The sequence below is a fragment of the Flavobacterium tagetis genome, assembly GCF_016735615.1.
GTDB lineage: Bacteria > Bacteroidota > Bacteroidia > Flavobacteriales > Flavobacteriaceae > Flavobacterium > Flavobacterium tagetis.
This window is the reverse complement of the sequence record NZ_JAERSF010000006.1, coordinates 14,459-34,836: the sequence shown is the minus strand read 5'-3', so window position 1 is coordinate 34,836 and position 20,378 is coordinate 14,459. Positions and strand designations below refer to the sequence as shown.

The following is a 20,378-nucleotide window of genomic DNA, read 5'->3' as shown; positions in this document are numbered from 1 at the left end:
AATGAAAAAATATATTGCAGCGTTTATAGGCGCTATATTTCTAATTTCTTGCGGAAATAAGAAAAATGATGAAACTAAAAGTGCTGAAAATAAAAGCATTGATATTATCAAATTAAGTTCTGAACAAGTAAAAAATGCTGGACTAGAAAGCGGTAATCCGACTATAAAAAATGTCAAAGAGATTTTACAGCTTCAAGGAACTGTAACGGTTCCTCCAAAAAGTGTGATCAGTATTAGTATTCCGCTGGGAGGTTATGTAAAAAGCACAAATCTTATTGCGGGGATGAATGTTCAGAAAGGTCAGGTTTTGGCTGTTTTGGAGGACATGCAGTTTATCGAATTACAGCAAAATTATCTGATGGCAAAAGAGAAATTCGAATTAGCACAAAATGAGCATAGAAGGCAAAAAGAATTGAATTTGAACAAAGCGGCAAGCGATAAGGTTTTGGAACAGATTACTACTGAAATGAGAACTCAACGAATTACAATGTCTTCGTTAGAACAAAAATTAAATTTACTAGGAATTAATGCAAAAACATTAAATGTAAATACTATTAGCAAAACCATAAAAGTAGTTTCGCCTATTAATGGTTTAGTTTCTAAAGTAAATATCAACATCGGGAAATATGTAAATCCGACCGATATGCTTTTTGAATTAATCGATAAAAAAGACATTGTTTTAACTTTAAACGCATTCGAAAAAGATGTTACTTCTCTTTCGATAGGACAGAACGTTACGGTTTACGCAAATGCTTCTGACACTAAGAAATACGGAGCTAAAATTGCGTTTATCAATCAAAGTTTAAATGGAGATCGTGCGGCTGAAATTATCTGTAAAGTAAATACATATAATCCGGCTTTACTGCCAGGTTTGTTTGTAAATGCAGAAGTTGAAATTGAAAACCAAAAAGCATTGACTGTTCCAGAAGACGCTGTAGTGCGTTGGGAAGGCAAATTTTATGTATTTACAGAACTTGGCAATAACCAATTTCAAATGGTAGAAGTGAAATCTGGAGTTAAAAACGAAGGATATAATCAGATTATTTCTGATGCCATTTCTAGTTCTTCAAAAGTGGTAGTAAAAAACGCCTACACTTTATTGATGTCTGCAATGAATAACGATGAACAATAATGTTTAATTTCTGATTACAATTTAGATTAAACATGAAAACCCAGTAATTTTAGTTTTACTGGGTTTTTTAATTAAGAAGTTTATTGCTTTAGATAATATTACTTAAATTATTTTAAATCAATAATTCATAATTCCCAATTTAATCTTTCACTCCTTTTATCCAATCTTTGAATCGGTTTACCTGTTCGGCAAAGAAAGATTCATGTTCTTCTTTGTCTTCTTCAATTGGTGGCAAAATATGCTCAAAATAAGTTCCTCGTAAAACTTTATGCAGAATGCTTTCACCTAAAAATGATTTTCCGTCATTCAGCGTTCTAACGGCTTTCAATAAATGTCGAATATCATATTGCAACGGATTAATATCTGGAACTTGTTTGTTTAAATTCAATAATTTATAAACCGCAATTCTCGCTGTTCTAATCGAACTTTCCATTGTAAATACCACATCATTATTAGTTTCAACAAATTGTCCAATTAAACCAAGATTTTTGCATCCCTCAGGAACAACTCTAGGACGGTCGCCTTTTGCTCTCGGCATAAACATCGATGTGATGTAAGGCATAAAAGCAGTTTTAACAATAGTGTTTGCAATGATATTATCTAGTTTATCTAAAATTCCCAAATGAAAAGATAGTTCAGTAAGAATTTCGTCTCCAGTACATTCGGGCATTACTTTCTTGATATAATTCCCAGATTTATCCATAAATAAAGCATAAACCCAAATCACCAGAATGTCATCTGGTTGATCCGGAAAGTGCGGTTGTCTGTTACATGTAAAACTCATTAACCAATTAGAGTCGGTAATTGTGATAATTCCTCCTGTTACTGTTTTACCAGAATAGGGATCGTTTACAGAATACTCTTTTAGTTTTTCTACAAAAGCAGAAGGCTTGCAAGTTAGCGTAACCGATTCCCAAGACGACTTCTCGATATTGGAGCAGAACTTCTCAGGTTTACCAAAAATAGGAGATTTTGCTACAAGGTTTTTCCAAAGCATCCATCCGGCACTTTTTCCGCTTGTTGAGTTGTCAATGCCAATAATTGGTGCGGTTTTATTGTCTCCGTAAAAAGTATCTTCAGTCATTGAACCTGTGGTGACAATAACAAAATCATCTTTTTCGATTGGGGTTCTATTTTCTTTGCCTTCATGCTCTGTAATAATTCCTTCAACAACTTTACCTTCAGTATTACTTTGAATCACTAAGTCTTTAATTAAAGTATGAAATTTAATGTTTACGCCTTTTTCTTCAAGGAATTTTCGCAGCGGAGTTATAAAAGTATCGTACTGATTGTACTTTGGGAATACTAACGAAGAAAGATCGTTCAGTCCGTCAATGGCGTGCAAAAAACGATGCATATACAATTTTAATTCTAATAAACTATGCCAGTTTTCAAAAGCAAACATAGTTCTCCAAAACGTCCAGAAATTGCTTTCTAAAAACGTTTCACTAAAATAATCTTCAATTGTCAAATCATCTAATTCGTCTTTTCTTTTCAATAAAAGTTTTACAATAGCCAACTGGTCTTTTTTGTTCAAGCCAAATTTGCTAAAGTCTTTTATTTCTCCGTTTTTATGAATTAATCTCGCTTTAGAATAATTAGAATCATTATCGTTGATTAAACGATATTCATCCAAAACTGTGTATGGTGACGGCATTTCAAGGGCTGGAATATCCTGAAAAATATCCCATAAATTTTCATAGGTCATATCCATTTCACGTCCTCCGCGAATGATGTAACCGTCTTTTGGATTTCCTGCTCCGTCAAGCGAACCTCCATCAATATGAAGCTGTTCTAAAAAAGTAATATTTTTTGCTGGAATTCGTCCGTCTCGAATAAAATAATAAGCAGCGGCCATTCCTGCAATACCGCTTCCTACAATATAAATTTTGCTGTTTTCATAAGATTTAAGCGAAATTCCAATATTACGTTGGTAATTTCCAATCTGATCTGAAAAAGGCATCGATTTTTCTGGGGTGTTTAATTGTGTTTCTGTACTCGAATCTGGTTCATGATTAACATTTCCGTAGGTTGTAGAATTGTTTAGGACTTTGTCAAATTTTGATGTGATATTCTTCATTTTCAAAGCTTTATAAGTTAATCCAACTAATTTAAGCTTAAATTCTAAAATATCTGTATTGTATTTTATATATAAAAACCGTATACTCTGCTCATTATTAATAATTTATTAATTTATTTTCACCAAAACATTACGTTATTCTTTGTTAATTTGAATTACATCATTTCCTGCAATTGCATAAACGGTATCCTCTAAACTGGGTTTTAGAAAATACTTTCCGGTAAATTCACCAAAAGCAGGAAGAATGATTTGGTTTGGTTTACAAAAAAAACATCGAAGCTTTAAAGTCTGCAAACCCAAGCCACGCAAGACAATTCCGGGATGAATGTGGCCTGAAAAATTAAATAGATTTTCTTTTTCTGTGGGATGATGTGTAAAAAAGAAATGGCCAATTTCTAAAATCTCTGTGACAATTACTCCAATTTTTTTATAATGACTTTCATCAATTATATCATGATTCCCAGTAATTAAATATGTTTCCTGTTTATGATTCGAAAGCCATTTTTCAAATAAATTCCATTCTGCATTTTTGGCGCTGTGAAATAAATCTCCCAAAAAAATAATTCTTTCAGGAAGGAAATAATCCAAAACTTCGGTGATTCTTCTAAAATTTTCAGAAATGGCACTTTGCGGAATAGCAATTCCGTGTTTTCTAAAATGCGTTACTTTTCCTAAATGCACATCAGAAATAATGACCGTTTTTTGCTTTTCCCAAAAAACAGCACCGCTTGGGTGAAGAATAAAGTTTTCGTTTTGTATTTGAATATTCATAAAAATCTATTTCATGTAAGATGCGGTCATTTTCTGGATTCTTTCAGCTAGAGTTTCGCTTGAAAGTTTTTCTCTTAATCGATCGGTAATGATAGGAAAACTAAAAGGAGTTGGTTTCAAGCATTGTTTCCAAACAATTTTCTGATTTGCAATTCTTTCTAAAGCTAAAATCAAACGTCCTTCTTCCAGCTGATGTTCAAAGGTTTCGCGATACGCCTGATGCAATAACAAATTATCGGGCTCAAAATCTCTAAAAACTTCAAATAGCAACTGCGAACCACTTTGCAAATGTTTAGTCTTAACCATTTTCCCAGGAAAACCTGTAAAAACTAATCCAGAAATTACCGCTATATCTCTAAACTTTCTTCGCGCCATTTCGGTTGAGTTTAAACTTTTCTGCAAATCGTGATGTACATATTCGGTTGAAAATAGATTATTGTCTAAAACTGCTTCGATATCAATTTCCTGATCGGAAAGCAATTCAAAACCATAATCATTATAAGCCAAAGAAAAAGTGATGGATTGCAATAAACTAATTCGGAATGCCAATAAACTAGCTAAAGCTTCATGAACAAAGCGTCCTTCAAAAGGATAAAAAATCGCATGAAACCCTTCTCTAGTTTTAAAAGTTTCAATTAGAAACTCATCTGAACTCGGGACGATAGATTCTTTTCGCTGTCTTTTAAATAAAGGCTGTAAAGCTTTTAATTCTGGCGAAAGATTATCGGTATTGGCGCGATATAATTCTTTTCGAAGCAATTCGCTCATTTGAGAAGAAAGAGCCAAACGGCCGCCCATCCAGCTCGCAATCTTAGATTCTTTCTTCGGACTTGCTTTTTTTACCAAAACCTGCATGTTTCTGATTTTGAATAATTCCAGTTTTTTTCCCGCGAAAATAAAAGTGTCGCCAGGTTTTAATTTCGAAATAAACCATTCTTCAATCGTGCCAATATAACCGCCGCTGAGATATTTTACATTCATAACGGCATCGCCAACAATAGTTCCGATCTGCATTCTGTGATGCATAGCAATCATTCTGCTGTTTATTTTGTAACAGCCGTTTTCGTCAATTTCCACTTTTTTAAATTCGTCATAAGCATGAAGGCTTTGGCTTCCTTGTGTGATGAAATTTAAAATCCAGTTCCAATTTTCATCCGAAATGGTTTGATAACTAAAAGTTCCCTGAATTTCTTTAAAAATTTCGTTTGGATAAAATCCATCAGAAACGGCCAATGTATTAAGATATTGAACCAAAACATCCCAGCTGTTTAAGTACGGAACACGATCTTCTATGACGCTGTTTTCAACTGCTTTTTTCAATGCAGAAGCTTCGATTAATTCAATAGCATGAGTGGCGAGAAAATAAATAACGCTTTCTTTTCCAGGCTGATGTCCGCTTCGTCCGGCGCGCTGCATGAAACGAGCAACGCCTTTTGGGCCTCCAACCTGAATAATCGATTCGACAGGAGCAAAGTCAACACCTAAATCTAAACTAGAAGTGCAGACCACGACTTTTAATTCTTCATTCCGAATGGCATTTTCTACCCAAAGTCTGGTTTCTCTGTCAATGCTTCCATGATGCATCGCCATTTCGCCAGCAAATTCGGGATATTTCTCTAATAATCTTTGATACCAGATTTCGCAAGCCGAACGAACATTCGTAAAAATTAAAGTCGTTTTGCTGGCTTTTATAATTTTTGCTACTTCATCAATCAGATGCAATCCCATATGTCCGCGCCACGGATAGGTATCCATTTTCTCTGGAATTATGGAAACAACTTTTATTTTTTTGTTGATTACCGCTTTGATTAAAACGGAATTATGAAAGGCTTCAGAATCGACTCCAAGTAAAACTTCTTGCGCTTGTTGTAAATTTCCAATTGTGGCTGAAATTCCCCAAATACGAATATTTTTAGCAATGGTTTTCAATCTTGACAAACCTAATTCTATTTGCACACCACGTTTGGTTCCGAGCAATTCGTGCCATTCGTCAATTACAATTGAACTGCAATTTTTAAAAATACTCGCATAACCTTTTGTCGCCAGAAGTAACTGCAGACTTTCGGGGGTTGTAATCAGCAAATCGGGCATTTTGTTTTTTTGCTTGGCTCGTTCAGATGCTGATGTATCGCCAGAACGAATTCCGACTGTCATTGGAATGTCTAAATCTGTCAAAACTCGCTCTGCTGCTTGCTTTATTTCTACTGATAATGAACGTAAAGGCGTAATCCAAATCGCTTTTAATCCTGAGTTATGTTTTGTTTTATAATTCGGATTTTCTTTGATGTAATTTAAAATGATGGGAAGCCAAAGCGCATAGGTTTTTCCGCTTCCAGTCGGAGCATTTAATAAACCATTTTTTCCCTGCAAAAACGCAGTCCAAGTCTGAGTCTGAAACGGAAAAGGCTTCCATCCCTGACTTTCAAACCAATTATTGGCTATGGTAAATAACTGCTCTCTATTCATTATGAAATCATATTTTTTAAATCTTTTATCGAATTGGCATCTTCAATTTTTTTGTCGTGTCGCCATCTTAAAATTCGCGGAAAGCGTGTTGCAACTCCGCTTTTATGTCTTTTGGAAAGTGCTATTCCTTCAAAACCAATTTCAAAAACCAATTTTGGTGTAACGCTTCTCACTGGGCCAAATCGTTCTAAAGTATTCTTTTTGATAAAATCATCTACCATTCTAAATTCGGCATCGGTTAAACCAGAATATGCTTTCGCGAAAGTGACGAGCTCGCGTTCCTTGTTTTCATTTTCCTGCCAAAGTGCAAAAGTATAATCGGTAAACAGATTGGATCGTCTTCCGTGACCGCGCATGGCGTAAGTGAGGACGGCATCTATGGTTAAAGGTTCAATTTTCCATTTCCACCAATCTCCTTTTTTTCTTCCAACTAAATAGGGAGAATCTTTTCGTTTCAGCATTAAACCTTCGCTTTTCACTTCACGAGATTTTAATCTTTCGTTTGCGACATCTTCCCAAGTCGAAAAATTAATTCGCTCTGAAAGCTGTAGCGGGATTTCTTTGCCAATTAAAGTCGTAAATAGTTCTTCTAATAATGTACGGCGTTCTTCGTATGGAAGATTTCGAATATCATTTCCCTGCCATTCCAACAAATCATAAGCTTTTATGATAACAGGCGTATTTTTTAAAACAGAAGCCGATACATTTTTTCTTCCAATTCGGGTTTGCAAATCGTTAAATGTTCCAATTTGATTGTCTATGAAAGGCAGAATTTCTCCATCAATAACAGTTCCGTCTGGAATATTTCCGCTGAAAGTTTGAAATTCAGGATATTTATCGGTTACCAATTCTTCTCCACGGCTCCAGACGTAAATTTCATTATCGCGAATAATGGTTTGAGAACGGATTCCGTCCCATTTATGTTCAGCGCTCCAATCCTCTGGATTTCCAAGATTTTCAATTTCACCTTCAATCGGATAAGCCAAATAAAAAGGATAAGGTTTCGATAAATAATCGCTACTTTTTTCATCCAAAATTAATTCCTGAAACGTAATCGCATTCGGATTCCAATCGCCCATTAATTTATAAGCGAGCGTATCTTCGTCAATATTTTCAGCTTTAGAAAGTGCTCGCGTCATCAGTTTTTGACTTAAACCAATTCTGAAACTGCCTGTGATTAATTTAGTGAAAACGAATCTTTCGTAATAATTCAAATTCAGCCAATTGGTTTGCAGGTATTCTTTTTTCTCGAAATCTGTTTTCTTTTTTAAAGCGATTATTTCCTGTAAAAATTCGGTCAAGCTTTTATCGGAATGTTCTTTTGTAGTTGGAATAACCAACGCAATTGTTTCGGCCAAATCACCCACGATATGATAACTTTCTTCAAACAGCCAAAGCGGAATATTAGCCAATTCGTTTGCCCATAAACGTAATAAAGTGGTATTTACAGGTCGTGGAGGGCGACGGTGCGAAAGTATGGCAATTGTCCAGACTTTGTCTTCATCGCTTGCTTTTAGAAAATAGTTAGTCAGCGCATCAACTTTTACCGATGTTTTATTAGAACTATCTAAGGTTTTTATAAGCTCGGCAAAGTTTTTCATTTTTCTTTATTGTGAAAGGTTAGATGTGAAAATTAGATGTGTTAAATGCTTTATCTTTTACATTTTACATCTAAAAGATAGCATTTTACTATTATCCTTCATCAGTATCATTGGTTTCTCCTTCGTATTGTGTGTTTGCTGTTCTGGCGTCGTAACCTAATTCTCTTAGGTATCTCGAGAATATATCTGAATAGCCGTGAGTGCAGATTACTTTTTCTGCTCCAGTTGCTTTTATGCTTTCCAGTAAACCTGTCCAATCGCAGTGATCGCTTAAAACAAATCCGCGGTCAACGGCACGTCTTCGTCTTGCTCCTCTAAAAGCCATCCATCCGCTTGCTGTTCCTGTTACAAAAGGAGTCATTTTTCTAATCCAAGTGCTTCCATGCGCGCTTGGCGGTGCAATTACAATGTTTCCTAATAAATCTTCTTTTTTAGTTTCAGACGTTACTCTTATAGTTGGAGGAAGATCAATCATTGGTCGGACAATATTAGTCATATTTTCTATTGCGCCATGTGTGTAAATTTGACCGATGCTTGGGTCAAGATATTTTAGTAATCGTTGTGCTTTTCCTAAAGAATATCCAAATAATACTGATGTTTTTCCTTCTGCACGATTCTCAGCCCACCAATTATTAATTTCAGTCATGACATCTGCTTGTGGTTCCCATTTGAATGCGGGAAGTCCGAAAGTACATTCGGTAATAAAAGAATGGCATTTTACTACTTCGTACGGAACAGAAATTCCGTCATCTTCGGTTTTGTAATCACCAGTAAAAACCCAGATTTCGCCTTTGTATTCTACTCTTATTTGCGCAGATCCAATAATATGACCCGCAGGATGAAAAGAAAATTTCACTCCGTTTATCGTAAAAGTTTCATTCCAATTTTTTCCTGAAACATTAATGTCTCCCAAACGATATTTTATAATGGGAATATTCGAATAGTGCGTAATGTAATTTTGATGTCCCCATCTGGCATGGTCAGAGTGGCCATGCGTAATAATTGCATTTTTAACTGGCCGCCACGGATCCAGATAGACATCGGCCTGTTGGCAGTAAATTCCTTTATCGTTAAATTGTAATAATGGCGGAGTCATTTTTTAATTAGATAAGTAGAAAATTTGGAAATTGGATAATTGTTCTATGCGCTTGCTGCAATGATTAGATAAGCTATAAGAGATATACTTAATACAAATAACATCATTGTAATAAAGGTAAGCATTGCTGTTGAATATTGATACTTTCCTTTTTTTAATAGTTTGATTGTGTGCATATAACGCAGGTATGACAGCAAAATAGTCAATGCGCCAGCAATTAATAATCCAATACCTAAATAGATGGTGAAATTACTGTTAGGCGGAACAGTTTCTCCTAAATGTTTAGTGGGAACCTGTTTTAAGAATAAAGAAAATTTTACGGCTACAAATCCAAAAACCATTATGCCAATTCCCGTGCGAAGCCATGCTAATAAAGTTCTTTCATTAGACAAGTATTCATTCATAATTTCCTGATCATTCTTTGGCGACATAACTGTTATGGAGTTTTTTAATATTCAAAATTTCTGTAAGGAGGACAGCTATATCTATCATTTTCGTTATCTAAATTATAACTGTTATAAGGGTTTGTATCATCATAAGAAGAATAGGGCGTATTATCCTCAGCCAGATTGAGTCCGCTTTCTATGATTTCGTAACAATCATCAGAAAAATGATCGCATCGATTTCTATAGTGAGTATCTGGATCTTGTCCTGAAGTAAATTCTTGATCCATTGCTTCATTTTCATGGGCAGTGTCTACGTGATCTGGTTTATTGCATTTATAATCATTTAGTAATGCAGTTTTTCTGTTGTCGGTATCCGTTCTCATGGCTGCTATTTTAAATTAGTAAGTATTTATCTTAAATGATATATACAAATTTGAAAATTAAGCAGTTGAAAAAATTATAAAATTCGAATTTAATTTTACATGATTCGTTTATTCTGTAAATTGAGTTTAATTCTTATTTTGTAAAAATCAAGTTTAATTCTGTAAACCAATTGTTTATGTGTTTTGCAACTTTGTATAACTAATAATTTAAAAAATTATAACATTATGGAAACTTCAAGAAAAGATTCGAAATCTGGAATGAAAGATTCTGGAAAAACTCAAAAATCAACTTCTGGTTCTAGAGGAAAAAGCACTACTACAAAATTAACTGATTCTAAAGGTAGAGCAGGCCATTAATTTTTTTAGTTTCTAAAGTAGAACTAAATAATAAAAGCGTGCTGTTTAAATATAAACAGCACGCTTTTACGTTTTTTATGTTTTAAAGTTTTATTTTAAAACTTCTTGAATTGTCTTTACAAACGTTTCAATTGGCTGAGCGCCTGAAACTGCATATTTTCGATCAAAAACAAAGAATGGAACCCCTTGAACGCCAATTTCACCCGCTTCTTTAATATCTGACTCAACTTCTTTTAAGAATAAAGAATCACTTTCAAGAACCTCTCTGATTTCATTTTCTTCTAAACCAGCCTGAATTCCCAATTCTATTAAAGTAAGACCATTATTTAAATCTCTTCCGTCAGTAAAATAAGCTTTAAAGAAAATCTCTTCCATTCTGTCACCCATGTTTTTGGTTTTAGCTAATTGAATAATTCTGTGAGCGTTTAAAGAATTCGAGATAACAGCTTTATCAAAATTATAATCCAAACCAACGCTTTTAGCGCGTTCTGTGACGCCTTTGTGCATTTCTTTAGATTGTTCAATCGACATGCCTTTTCTTTTTGCCAAGAACGTATAAACGTCCATGTCTGGCTGAGAAGTTATGGTTGGATCAAGCTGAAAGCTTTTCCATTCAATTTCAAATTCATTATTAGGGAATACTGCAAGTGCAGTTTCCAATTGTCTTTTTCCGATATAACAAAACGGACACATGATGTCCGACCAAATTTCTATTTTCATGTTACAAAGATACGGAAAATTGTTTGTTTCAAGTTTCAGGTTTCAAGTTTGATATGCTTTGTGTTTTTTTACCGCAAAGTGCGCTAAGGTTACGCAAAGGTCACAAAGTTTTCTTTTCTCTAAGATTTTCTATAAAAATATATGTCCACCAAGCTTTGTGCTCTTTGCATTCCAAAAGAATCCTAAAAAAATAATCTTAGCGAACTTTGCGTAACCTTAGCGTACTCTGCGTTATAAATTATACGTATAGTATATCAACTTGAAACTTGAAAAAAAACAACCTCAAATAAAAAACCGCAACTCTTTATGGGAATTGCGGTTTCTAGGTATAAAAAATGGTTGGTTAATAGCGATATCTTTTTTTTTACAATAATAGATCTTTATATTGAAACTAAAAAATATCCCTGTAACAGAAAGAAACTTTAATGTTAACTATTTAACATTACAGGCATTACAAGCATAGTAACTGTTTCTCCCTCTTCTAAACCATCAACTGGCGTTAAAATACCAGCTCTATTTGGTAATGACATTTCAAGCATAATCATGTCAGATTGAAGATTAGTTAGCATCTCTGTTAAGAAACGAGAGTTGAAACCAATTTGCAAATCATCTCCTTGATAATCACAAGTCAATCTTTCTTCTGCTTTGTTTGAGTAGTCAATATCTTCTGCAGACACGTTTAATTCAGCTCCAGCAATTTTTAAACGAATTTGGTGCGTAGTTTTGTTAGAGAAAATCGCAACACGACGAACAGAACTTAAGAATAAAGAACGATCGATCATTAATTTGTTTGGGTTTTCTTTTGGAATTACCGCTTCGTAGTTTGGGTATTTTCCGTCGATTAAACGACACATTAAGATATAATTGTCAAATGAGAAAGTCGCATTTGAATCGTTGTATTCAATTTTTACTTCAGCGTCAGAGCTTCCTAAAATACTTTTTAAAATGTTTAAAGGTTTTTTAGGCATGATGAAATCTGCAACTTGAGATGCTTTAACATCTGTACGAGCATATTTTACCAATTTGTGAGCATCTGTAGCCACAAAAATTAATCCTTCTGGTGAAAATTGGAAGAATACTCCAGACATTACCGGACGCAAATCATCGTTTCCAGCAGCAAAAATAGTTTTGCTTACCGCAGTTGCTAAAACTTCTGCAGGAACAAGTGTTACAGATGGATCTTCAAGACTTACTGCTTTAGGAAATTCTTCTCCTGCAGCATAAGCCAATGCATATTTACCAGAATTAGAGCTAATTTCTACTGTGTTGTTATCTTCAACAGTAAAAGTTAAAGGTTGCTCTGGGAAAGTTTTTAAAATTTCAAGTAAAAGTTTAGCAGGAACTGCTACACTTCCTTTACTTGTAGAATCGATCGATAATGTAGCCGACATAGTCGTTTCAAGATCTGAAGCAGAAACGGTCAACTCATTGCTGTTTAGTTCAAATAAAAAGTTGTCTAAAATAGGCAACGTATTATTACTATTGATTACACTACCTAAAACTTGTAATTGTTTTAATAAGTACGAACTCGATACTATAAATTTCATCTGTTTTATTTTATTTTTTGATGGATGCTTTAGCAAATAAAGTGCTAAATATACGGATTACAAATATATCTTAAACTATCGAAAGTATTACATTTTTTTATTAACATCTATTTACTGTATTTTCTTTTTCTTACAAAAGTAAATACAAGTCCGAAAACTAATAAAATTAGAATTGGAACTCCGATAGTTATGAATTGCGTAAAGGTATAACTTTCATAAACTTTTTCTTTATCCAATAAAGGCAATTCTACATCTTTACTTCTAATGTTAATAAGTCCTGTATCATCAAGAAGATAATTTATAGAATTCATAATGAAGTCTTTGTTATCGTATAATTGGCCTGTTCTTTGGTCGTAACCTAATTCAACCGGCATCATGTTTTTGTCTAACTGGTTTCTTGCGATGTCCCCGTCAGCAACCACAATCATTTTGTTTGGTTTTCCTTGTACTGTGAAAGAATTGTCTTTAAAAGGTAAAACTCTATTTTCAAAAGCCGAATGGAAAGAGCCTTCCAATAAAACAGCAAGTGGTTTGTTTCCTTTGTTTAAATAATCCTGCGGAGTTGTTTTCTCAGTCACCATATTCAGATTAACTTCTACTGGAGAACCAATTGTTTTAGAATATTGAGAAGATTGTAATAAAACAGTTTTCTTAATTCCGTTTTTTAAAGTGTCAATCGGATTTGCGAAATCGAATTTAATTCCACCTAGATTTTTAACAATAGGGTGTGTGCTAGTTGGGTAAACCTGTGGCGCAAATTTCCAAATAAAATCCTGATATTGTGTTGCGCTTCCTTGTTCGCCAGTTGCCAATTTTATTGGAGTTCCTTGTTCGTCTTTAATCAAGTCAGGATTAATTCTGAATCCGTATTTGAAGAACATGTCATTAAGGTTTAAATCTCTAGGATATGCTAGAGTTGCTCCCATATCATTGTACAAACTGTCCATATCGGCAGCCACTTGGTCAATTAACCAAAGCGTTTTTCCACCATTCATAATAAACTGATCCAGAACTTCTTTTTCTTCGTCAGAGAATTTTTCTGTAGGTTTAGAAATAATGGCTAGATCATATTTTTTCAGCGCATTTAAAGTTCCGTTCGGATCTTTTGCAACAGAATCTAAAGTGAATGGTCCGATAAAATAACTTTCGCGAATTTGCATCAGCATTTTGGCAACGTGAATTTCGTTCAATTCACCATTTCCTTTTATGATGGCAACTTTTTTCTGTTTGTTTTTAGTTACTTTGTTAATGGCATCAGCGATTGAATATTCTAAATGCTGAATAGAACCAATTACTTTTTGTGTAGTAGAAGATCCCATTATATTTTTCAATAAAGGAATATTAACTTCTTTGTTATTGTAAACTGCAACTGCCCACGGAAAAACCATAGCTTGCGATTGTTTTCCTTTATCGTCAACGGTAATATTTACAGGAGTTAATCCTTTTTGGAAAAGTGATTTTGTCAATTCTTCGCTTTCGTCTTCATTTTCTAACGGATCAACAAATTCAAAAACAATATTGCTATTATAGGCTTGAAATTCTTCTAATAATTGTTTAGTTTCCTGCTGTAAACGTCTAAAATCAGCAGGAAGATCACCTGCCATATATATTTTTATAGAAAGCGGATTTTTGACTTGTTTTACAATTCCTAACGAAGTTGGCGATAAGGTATAACGTTTGTCTTTGGTTAAATCAAAACGATGAAAAAATAAGGTGCCAAGGACATTTAATACAACTAAAATAAAAATAGTGATGCCTAACGTCTTTAAATTTTGCTTTGTAAATGGTTTCATTAGGCTTTAAAAGATTTTAATTGGTAAACTGTAAAAGACAAGAAAGCAATGGCAATGCTTATGAAATAAATAATATCTCGAGTATCGATGACACCACGACTCATACTTTTAAAATGACTCTGCATTCCTAAAATCGAAATAAAATTGTTTGAACCTGGAATTAAAGAAGCTAGACCTTCGAAACCAAAATAAAAGAAAAAGCAAAGAAAAACGGCAACAATAAATGCCACAATCTGATTTTCTGAAAGGGTAGAAGTAAAGATACCAATTGCTGAATAAGAAGCTATTAAAAATAATAATCCGAAGTAAGAACCAATAGTGCTTCCCATGTCAATATTACCTTCTGGCGAACCTAAATCTGAAATTACTTTTACATAAATTAAAGTTGGAATAATAGCCAAAATAATCAGCAAAAATGAGCCAAAGAATTTACCATTTACGATTTCCCAGATTGATAATGGTTTTGTTAGAAGCAATTCTAAAGTCCCTTGCTTTTTTTCATCAGAGAAACTTCTCATAGTAACGGCTGGAATTAAGAAAATCAAAATCCATGGAGCCAATGTGAAAAACGGAGTTAAATCGGCATAGCCTGTATTTAGGATATTATAATCTCCTTCGAATACCCATAAAAAAAGCCCGTTGCTGATTAGGAATATAGCAATGACCAAATAGCCAATAGGAGAGCCAAAAAAGGATTTTATTTCTCGTAAAATTATAGACTTCATATATTTTGTTTCAATTTTTTTCTAACCGCAAAGAACGCAAAGTTTTACGCAATGTTCGCAAAGTTTTTGCTTGAAGCTTTGCGAACTTAGCGTTTTATACAAAGCTTTTTAACAAAAAAACTTGCGTTCTTTGCGGTTAAATATCGTTTTAATTTAAGCTCATCAATTTATCAACGCTCCAAGCTTCTGGTTTTGCATTGAATAGTTTTTTTGTAAAATCCCAAACGGTATTAAACAGTTCAGAATTTCTGTATTTTTCCAAATCTTCTTCAGTTTCCCAATAACTGTAAGTGAAAAAGATACATTTATCATTTTTGTCCTGATACAATTCTAAAAAACGATTTCCTTCTGCATTTCGTATTTTCTCTTTCACAGATTCAAAATTCTCTAGAAAATCAGGAATTTTTTCCTCGTGAAAACTCATTTTTACTATTCTTACGAACATTTTTTATTATTTTTAGATTTTAGAATTCAGATTTTAGATTTTTGAAATGCCTAAAAACTTTATCAGGTGCGCAAAAATACCAAAATAGATCATTCTTTTTTATATAAATAATTCTTTTGAGAAAATAATTTTATTGACCAAATATTTATTTTGCTAATATTTGTTTTACTTTATTATAATTGAGTATATCTTTGAAAAAAGTAAAAAAAGCTCTGCCATTGGGCCGAGTGTTGAGTATTACTTTTTCTTTTGTTACTCGAATAATTGTAACGGTTTGACCTGGATCCAAAAAAGAAGAGCTTGTATTCAGTTTTATAATTCCGCTAGCATTAGAATTAGCCATTAGAGTCCATCCAGTTGACTCTATCAATTTTCCAATTTCAGAGGTAGAAAGATCTTTGTTGAAAAATATTTCCTTAAATCTTCTCTCACTTTCAATTCTGAAAATCATATAAATTAAAACTGATATTCCAACAATGATTAATGTTAAAGCGGATTCATCGTCATCATACTTGCTTAAACCTGCATAAATAAAAAGAAAGGGAAAAAATAAAGCAAAATAATTTGAAATGTATTGATTGGCAGGCCACTTTAAATTATTTATGATATATTTTTTTGTATTAGAATCCATCTAACTAAGAAAATTTAATCGTAATCACATCACGATAATTTAAACCAAGTAAACTATTTGCAGAACCCACTTTAGAAGGATTGCTTCTAAAAATAGCAATTTCAAGAAATCCCGCTTCATTAAAAATAGCCAGTTTTTCTCCTTCATAGGTTTTAATTGGATATTTGTCTGAAGTTGCAATTGCCGAATAATTTGGCAGAATTGTCTTGATGCTTTTTGGTTTCATCACGATTTCATAAGGACGTCCGCGTGAAATTTCTAAGAATTGTTTTTTAGAAATATTTGTAACCACATTTCCAAAATGATCAATATAAATGATATTGCCTTTTATAGAATTTCCGTCATCGGCCACAAGAGCTTGTAATTCTGTAGCTTCTTTAATAGAAGGAATTTCTTTTCCAATAACATTCAATAAACCGCCTCTAGATAAGTGAGAAGCAACCTGAATAAAAATATCCAAATCTGTAGCTTCAATAGGAAAGCGATCATGAATGTTGATTGCTACAATTTTCTGCGGAACGATTTTTTGTGTCAGCATACTTAAGATTCCGTTGTCGGCACAAATAAAATAGTGATCGTTCCATTGCATGGCGATATGCTGGTTCTCTTTATTGCGTTCAATATCGACACCAATAAGATGTACAGTTCCTTTTGGGAAACTCATATAAGCGGCGCCAATAATGTAACTTGCTTCGGCAGTATTAAAGGGATCAATGTCATGAGAAATGTCAATAATCTGAACTTCTGGATTTTCAGAAAGTATTTTACCCTTCAGCGACCCCACAAAGTGATCTTTTAAGCCGTAGTCTGTAGTAAGGGTAATTATTGACATATTTTTGTTTATAACTATTGATAGTATTTAAATCTAATTTTCATTAAATTTGAGAAATGCAAAGCTAATAATAGTAAACACAAATTGAAAGAAAGAAAAGACAAATTGTGATTTTTAAAGCATTTGCAAGTTACAATATTCAAAAACACTGATTTAAGTTTTATGATAATGAAATTGAAAACTGAGTTTGATTATTGTGATAAATAAAAAAGACCCGACAACCACTAAATATTAAAAGGAATTTTTAATTTAAAACTACTTCATTTGAACGAAAGAATAATCGAGCTAGTAGATATTGCACCAAAAGAATTTTGGGGCGCGCAAGACAGCCATTTAGAAATCATTAAAAAGTATTACCCGAAGCTTAAAATCGTAGCGCGAGGGACAACTTTAAAGGCATTTGGCGAAAAAGAAGTTTTAGACGAATTCGAAAAAAGATTTCAAAGATTAATGCTTCACTTTACACGTTACAACAATATTGACGATAATGTAATAGAACGTGTAATAATGAGTGATGGTCAGGATGAAAAGAGAGCTTACGATCATGACAAAATCTTAGTTCATGGTGTTGGCGGTAAGATTGTGAAGGCAATGACGCCAAATCAGCAATTGCTGGTTGATACTGTTAAAAAGAACGATATGGTTTTTGCAGTAGGTCCAGCCGGAACAGGAAAAACGTACACGGGAGTTGCAATGGCAGTAAAAATGCTGAAGGATAAGGAAGTAAAAAGAATCATTCTGACGCGTCCGGCAGTTGAAGCAGGTGAAAATCTTGGTTTCTTGCCTGGAGATATGAAGGAAAAACTTGATCCTTACATGCAACCGCTTTATGACGCATTACGCGATATGATTCCGAATGAAAAACTGGAAGATTATATTCTGAAAGGAATTATCCAGATTGCACCTTTAGCTTTTATGCGCGGACGAACTCTTGACAATGCTTTTGTAATTCTTGACGAGGCTCAAAATACCACACATTCACAAATGAAAATGTTTTTGACCCGTATGGGAAAAAATGCCAAATTCATGATTACTGGTGATCCAGGTCAGGTCGATTTGCCGCGAAGAACCATTTCTGGTCTTAAAGAAGCACTTTTGGTTCTGAAAGATATTGAAGGCATCGGAATTATTTATCTGGATGATAAAGATATCGTTCGTCACAGATTGGTTAAAAAGGTAATCGATGCGTATAAGCAAATAGAAAACCACGATTAATTATAAATTTTAGTCAAATGTTGAATGTAAATCGTGAATTGTGTTTTAACATTTATTAATATTCGTTTTGTACGTTTTCTTTTGAAAAGTGCAAAACGAATATTTTTTTATTATCATTGAAAAAGAATGGAAAGTAAAATTATTTTGATTGTTGGTTTACTTTTTTTTGCAGTTAAGTTTTATGCTCAAAAAAGAGAAGAAAATAAAACAGAAAGAAAAATAAACAAATTAAGTGGAAAGGAAATTGTTCAAGAATTAAACAGATTGAATTTTTTCAGTTTAACCGATAAAAATGATTTGCAAATTACAAGATATGAATTTGAAAAGTCTTATGATCAATTGAATTTCTTTGAAGGTCAAATGAGAGAAGATTTAAGTTTTACAGATAATAGATTTTATTTTATTGATTCTGAAACATTGTTTGAAGGAGGAGGATTAATTCAATATTTAGAAACCTTTAAAGTTTTATTTGATAAGTTAAATCTAAAACTTGTAATATCTGAAGAATTTGAATCTCAAACTGATAAACATTTACTTCATAAGATAAAACTAAACGGAAAAGAATATGTTGCTTTCGATAATGATTTTGGAAATTACGATTGGACAATAGCATATTCGAATTTCATTGAAATGTTAAATGATCAGCTTAAAATGCAAGATAGTAATGAACAGTTTTATCCGATTAGCTCAGGCAATGACGGAAAAATTGTATTATTGACAAAAAATCAGTTTGAATTTATCAAAGGTAATTATCCAAATGATTATAATCATCCAAAAGAAATTGTTGATTGGAAAAATGGGTTTGAATATTAAATTCAATTAAAAAAATGAAACAACTAGATGATTTTTACCTAAACCAAGAAGAACCTATAAAAGGGATATTTCTGGCATTAAAAGAAATCATTCTAAAACAAGATCAGGAGATAACCAATACTCTAAAATATGGAATGCCATTCTTCTCTTATAAAGGAAAAATGTTCTGCTATTTGTGGATTCATAAAAAACTCAAAGAACCTTATATAGGAATTGTAGAAGGAAAGCATTTTGACGAAGTTTTTCTTATTCAAGAAAATCGCTCTAGAATGAAAATTATGCTGTTTGATGTTAATGAAGATTTGCCTTTGGAACAGATTGAAATAATAATTAGAAAAGCTATTGATTTATATAAAACAGGAATTGTTAAGATTTAAATTATTTATATAGCAATATTTAACGGAATAGTTAAATAAATAATAAACTTACCTCAATTTTGGTTTTCAAAGCCTCTAATCTTTGTCTAACCAAGCTTAAAGCCGTAAATTTGCAATTCTAAATATTAGAATATTAATATGACAAAACTTAAAAATATAAAAGCGGTAGTAAGTGACCTTGATGGAACTTTACTCAACCCACAACACAGAATATCAGATTACACAAAATCAATTTTTCAAGAACTTCATAATCAGGGTTATTTGATTGTTGTAGCTACAGGACGTCATCATCTTGATGCAATGGCTATAATTGATACGCTTGAAGTTCCAATTTACCTTGTAAGTTCTAACGGAGGAAGAATTCATTCACCAAATAGAGAAGAACTTTTTGCTTTTAATTTAGACAGCGATGTAGTTAAAGCGGCATTAAATATAGAAATCGATCCAGATGTGACAGTTGTATTATTTAAGGAAAATGTTTGGCAAACTAATAAATGGAATGAAAGATTAAATTCTTTCCAAGCCGAATTAAAATACCGTCCAGAATTAGTCGATTATAAAACTATAGAAGATTTCAAAGCGATTAAAATCTTTTTTTCATGCGATAATCATGAAAAATTGTTGAAAGTGAGAGATGCTGTTTTAGCCAATTCTTCAGAGCATTTGCATCATGCTTTTAGCTTGCCAACTTGTTTGGAATTTATGGATAAATCTGTAGACAAAGCAGTTGCAATTGCAAAAGTGTTAGAAAAAGAAGGATTTACTATGGATGAAGCTATTTCGTTTGGAGATGGTTTTAATGATTTGCAAATGCTGTCTTCAACTGGAAAAGGTCTAATTATGGGTAATGCTCCATCAATTTTAAAAGATGCTTTACCAGATTTAGAAGTAATTAAAACAAATGCAGAAGATGGTGTTGCAAAATATATTGCTTCAAAAATTCTAGATAAAGAGTTTGCAACAACTTAATTAAGAATGTTTTATATTCAGTTTGTTGCTGAATAATAA

At 33.0% G+C, this 20,378-nt stretch carries 20 protein-coding genes; 6 read left to right on the top strand and 14 right to left on the bottom strand.

Annotation, left to right across the window (positions count from 1 at the left end; genetic code table 11):
* The first annotated feature begins 1 nt into the window (after position 1).
* Positions 2 to 1,132, top strand: a complete 1,131-nt coding sequence (locus tag JI750_RS21255; RefSeq protein ID WP_202006418.1) for an efflux RND transporter periplasmic adaptor subunit — start codon at positions 2 to 4, stop codon at positions 1,130 to 1,132.
* 139 nt (positions 1,133 to 1,271) lie between these two features.
* On the opposite strand, the gene JI750_RS21250 is transcribed toward JI750_RS21255, so the two are convergent.
* From JI750_RS21250 to JI750_RS21220, 7 genes are all read right to left on the bottom strand, one after another.
* Positions 1,272 to 3,212 carry an oleate hydratase gene (locus JI750_RS21250; protein ID WP_202006417.1) on the bottom strand — a complete coding sequence of 647 codons (1,941 nt, stop codon included), beginning with the start codon at positions 3,210 to 3,212 and terminating at the stop codon, positions 1,272 to 1,274.
* Between the two features lie 135 nt (positions 3,213 to 3,347).
* On the bottom strand, positions 3,348 to 3,983 hold the full coding sequence (pdeM, locus tag JI750_RS21245) for a ligase-associated DNA damage response endonuclease PdeM (protein WP_202006416.1): 636 nt from the start codon (positions 3,981 to 3,983) through the stop codon (positions 3,348 to 3,350).
* A gap of 6 nt (positions 3,984 to 3,989) precedes the next feature.
* Positions 3,990 to 6,449 (bottom strand): ligase-associated DNA damage response DEXH box helicase, encoded by a 2,460-nt coding sequence (locus JI750_RS21240; RefSeq protein WP_202006415.1) that lies wholly within the window; start codon positions 6,447 to 6,449, stop codon positions 3,990 to 3,992.
* Positions 6,449 to 8,050: an ATP-dependent DNA ligase gene (locus JI750_RS21235; RefSeq protein WP_202006414.1), complete on the bottom strand. Its 1,602-nt coding sequence runs from the start codon at positions 8,048 to 8,050 to the stop codon at positions 6,449 to 6,451. Before JI750_RS21235 ends, JI750_RS21240 begins: the two co-directional genes overlap by 1 nt.
* A gap of 91 nt (positions 8,051 to 8,141) precedes the next feature.
* A complete protein-coding gene (locus JI750_RS21230) occupies positions 8,142 to 9,146 on the bottom strand; it encodes a ligase-associated DNA damage response exonuclease (protein WP_202006413.1) in 1,005 nt (334 codons plus the stop codon).
* Between the two features lie 44 nt (positions 9,147 to 9,190).
* A complete protein-coding gene (locus JI750_RS21225; protein WP_202006412.1) occupies positions 9,191 to 9,577 on the bottom strand; it encodes a YidH family protein in 387 nt (128 codons plus the stop codon).
* 17 nt (positions 9,578 to 9,594) lie between these two features.
* A complete protein-coding gene (locus JI750_RS21220) occupies positions 9,595 to 9,915 on the bottom strand; it encodes a hypothetical protein (RefSeq protein WP_202006411.1) in 321 nt (106 codons plus the stop codon).
* A 225-nt stretch (positions 9,916 to 10,140) separates the two neighbouring features.
* On the opposite strand from JI750_RS21220, the gene JI750_RS22130 reads away from it, so the two are divergent.
* Positions 10,141 to 10,272: a hypothetical protein gene (locus JI750_RS22130; RefSeq protein ID WP_255566807.1), complete on the top strand. Its 132-nt coding sequence runs from the start codon at positions 10,141 to 10,143 to the stop codon at positions 10,270 to 10,272.
* A 90-nt stretch (positions 10,273 to 10,362) separates the two neighbouring features.
* Here the strand turns inward: JI750_RS22130 and JI750_RS21215 are convergent, their stop codons facing one another.
* The 7 genes from JI750_RS21215 to JI750_RS21185 all read right to left on the bottom strand — a co-directional run bounded on the left by JI750_RS21215 (position 10,363) and on the right by JI750_RS21185 (position 16,965).
* The gene (locus JI750_RS21215) at positions 10,363 to 10,992 is read right to left on the bottom strand and encodes a DsbA family oxidoreductase (RefSeq protein WP_202006410.1); all 630 of its coding nucleotides are present in this window, start codon (positions 10,990 to 10,992) and stop codon (positions 10,363 to 10,365) included.
* Between the two features lie 428 nt (positions 10,993 to 11,420).
* Positions 11,421 to 12,539, bottom strand: coding sequence for a DNA polymerase III subunit beta (dnaN, locus tag JI750_RS21210; RefSeq protein ID WP_202006409.1), 1,119 nt, complete (start codon positions 12,537 to 12,539; stop codon positions 11,421 to 11,423).
* A gap of 107 nt (positions 12,540 to 12,646) precedes the next feature.
* The gene (gene gldG / locus JI750_RS21205; RefSeq protein WP_202006408.1) at positions 12,647 to 14,332 is read right to left on the bottom strand and encodes a gliding motility-associated ABC transporter substrate-binding protein GldG; all 1,686 of its coding nucleotides are present in this window, start codon (positions 14,330 to 14,332) and stop codon (positions 12,647 to 12,649) included.
* On the bottom strand, positions 14,332 to 15,057 hold the full coding sequence (gene gldF, locus JI750_RS21200; RefSeq protein WP_202006407.1) for a gliding motility-associated ABC transporter permease subunit GldF: 726 nt from the start codon (positions 15,055 to 15,057) through the stop codon (positions 14,332 to 14,334). The genes gldG and gldF overlap by 1 nt, the downstream gene beginning before the upstream one ends.
* Before the next feature lie 148 nt (positions 15,058 to 15,205).
* Complete coding sequence (locus JI750_RS21195; RefSeq protein ID WP_202006406.1) at positions 15,206 to 15,502, bottom strand: putative quinol monooxygenase; 297 nt, start codon at positions 15,500 to 15,502, stop codon at positions 15,206 to 15,208.
* Positions 15,503 to 15,647: 145 nt separating this feature from the next.
* On the bottom strand, positions 15,648 to 16,133 hold the full coding sequence (locus JI750_RS21190; protein ID WP_202006405.1) for a hypothetical protein: 486 nt from the start codon (positions 16,131 to 16,133) through the stop codon (positions 15,648 to 15,650).
* A gap of 4 nt (positions 16,134 to 16,137) precedes the next feature.
* Positions 16,138 to 16,965: an SAM hydrolase/SAM-dependent halogenase family protein gene (locus JI750_RS21185; RefSeq protein ID WP_202006404.1), complete on the bottom strand. Its 828-nt coding sequence runs from the start codon at positions 16,963 to 16,965 to the stop codon at positions 16,138 to 16,140.
* A gap of 264 nt (positions 16,966 to 17,229) precedes the next feature.
* Between JI750_RS21185 and JI750_RS21180 the strand changes: the two genes are divergently transcribed.
* The 4 genes from JI750_RS21180 to JI750_RS21165 all read left to right on the top strand — a co-directional run bounded on the left by JI750_RS21180 (position 17,230) and on the right by JI750_RS21165 (position 20,339).
* Positions 17,230 to 18,180 (top strand): PhoH family protein, encoded by a 951-nt coding sequence (locus tag JI750_RS21180; protein WP_008469028.1) that lies wholly within the window; start codon positions 17,230 to 17,232, stop codon positions 18,178 to 18,180.
* A 126-nt stretch (positions 18,181 to 18,306) separates the two neighbouring features.
* Entirely contained in the window at positions 18,307 to 18,993 is a 687-nt protein-coding gene (locus JI750_RS21175; protein WP_202006403.1) for a hypothetical protein, read from the top strand.
* 14 nt (positions 18,994 to 19,007) lie between these two features.
* Positions 19,008 to 19,370, top strand: a complete 363-nt coding sequence (locus tag JI750_RS21170) for a DUF1801 domain-containing protein (RefSeq protein WP_202006402.1) — start codon at positions 19,008 to 19,010, stop codon at positions 19,368 to 19,370.
* Positions 19,371 to 19,508: 138 nt separating this feature from the next.
* Complete coding sequence (locus JI750_RS21165; RefSeq protein WP_202006401.1) at positions 19,509 to 20,339, top strand: Cof-type HAD-IIB family hydrolase; 831 nt, start codon at positions 19,509 to 19,511, stop codon at positions 20,337 to 20,339.
* Positions 20,340 to 20,378 lie beyond the last annotated feature (39 nt).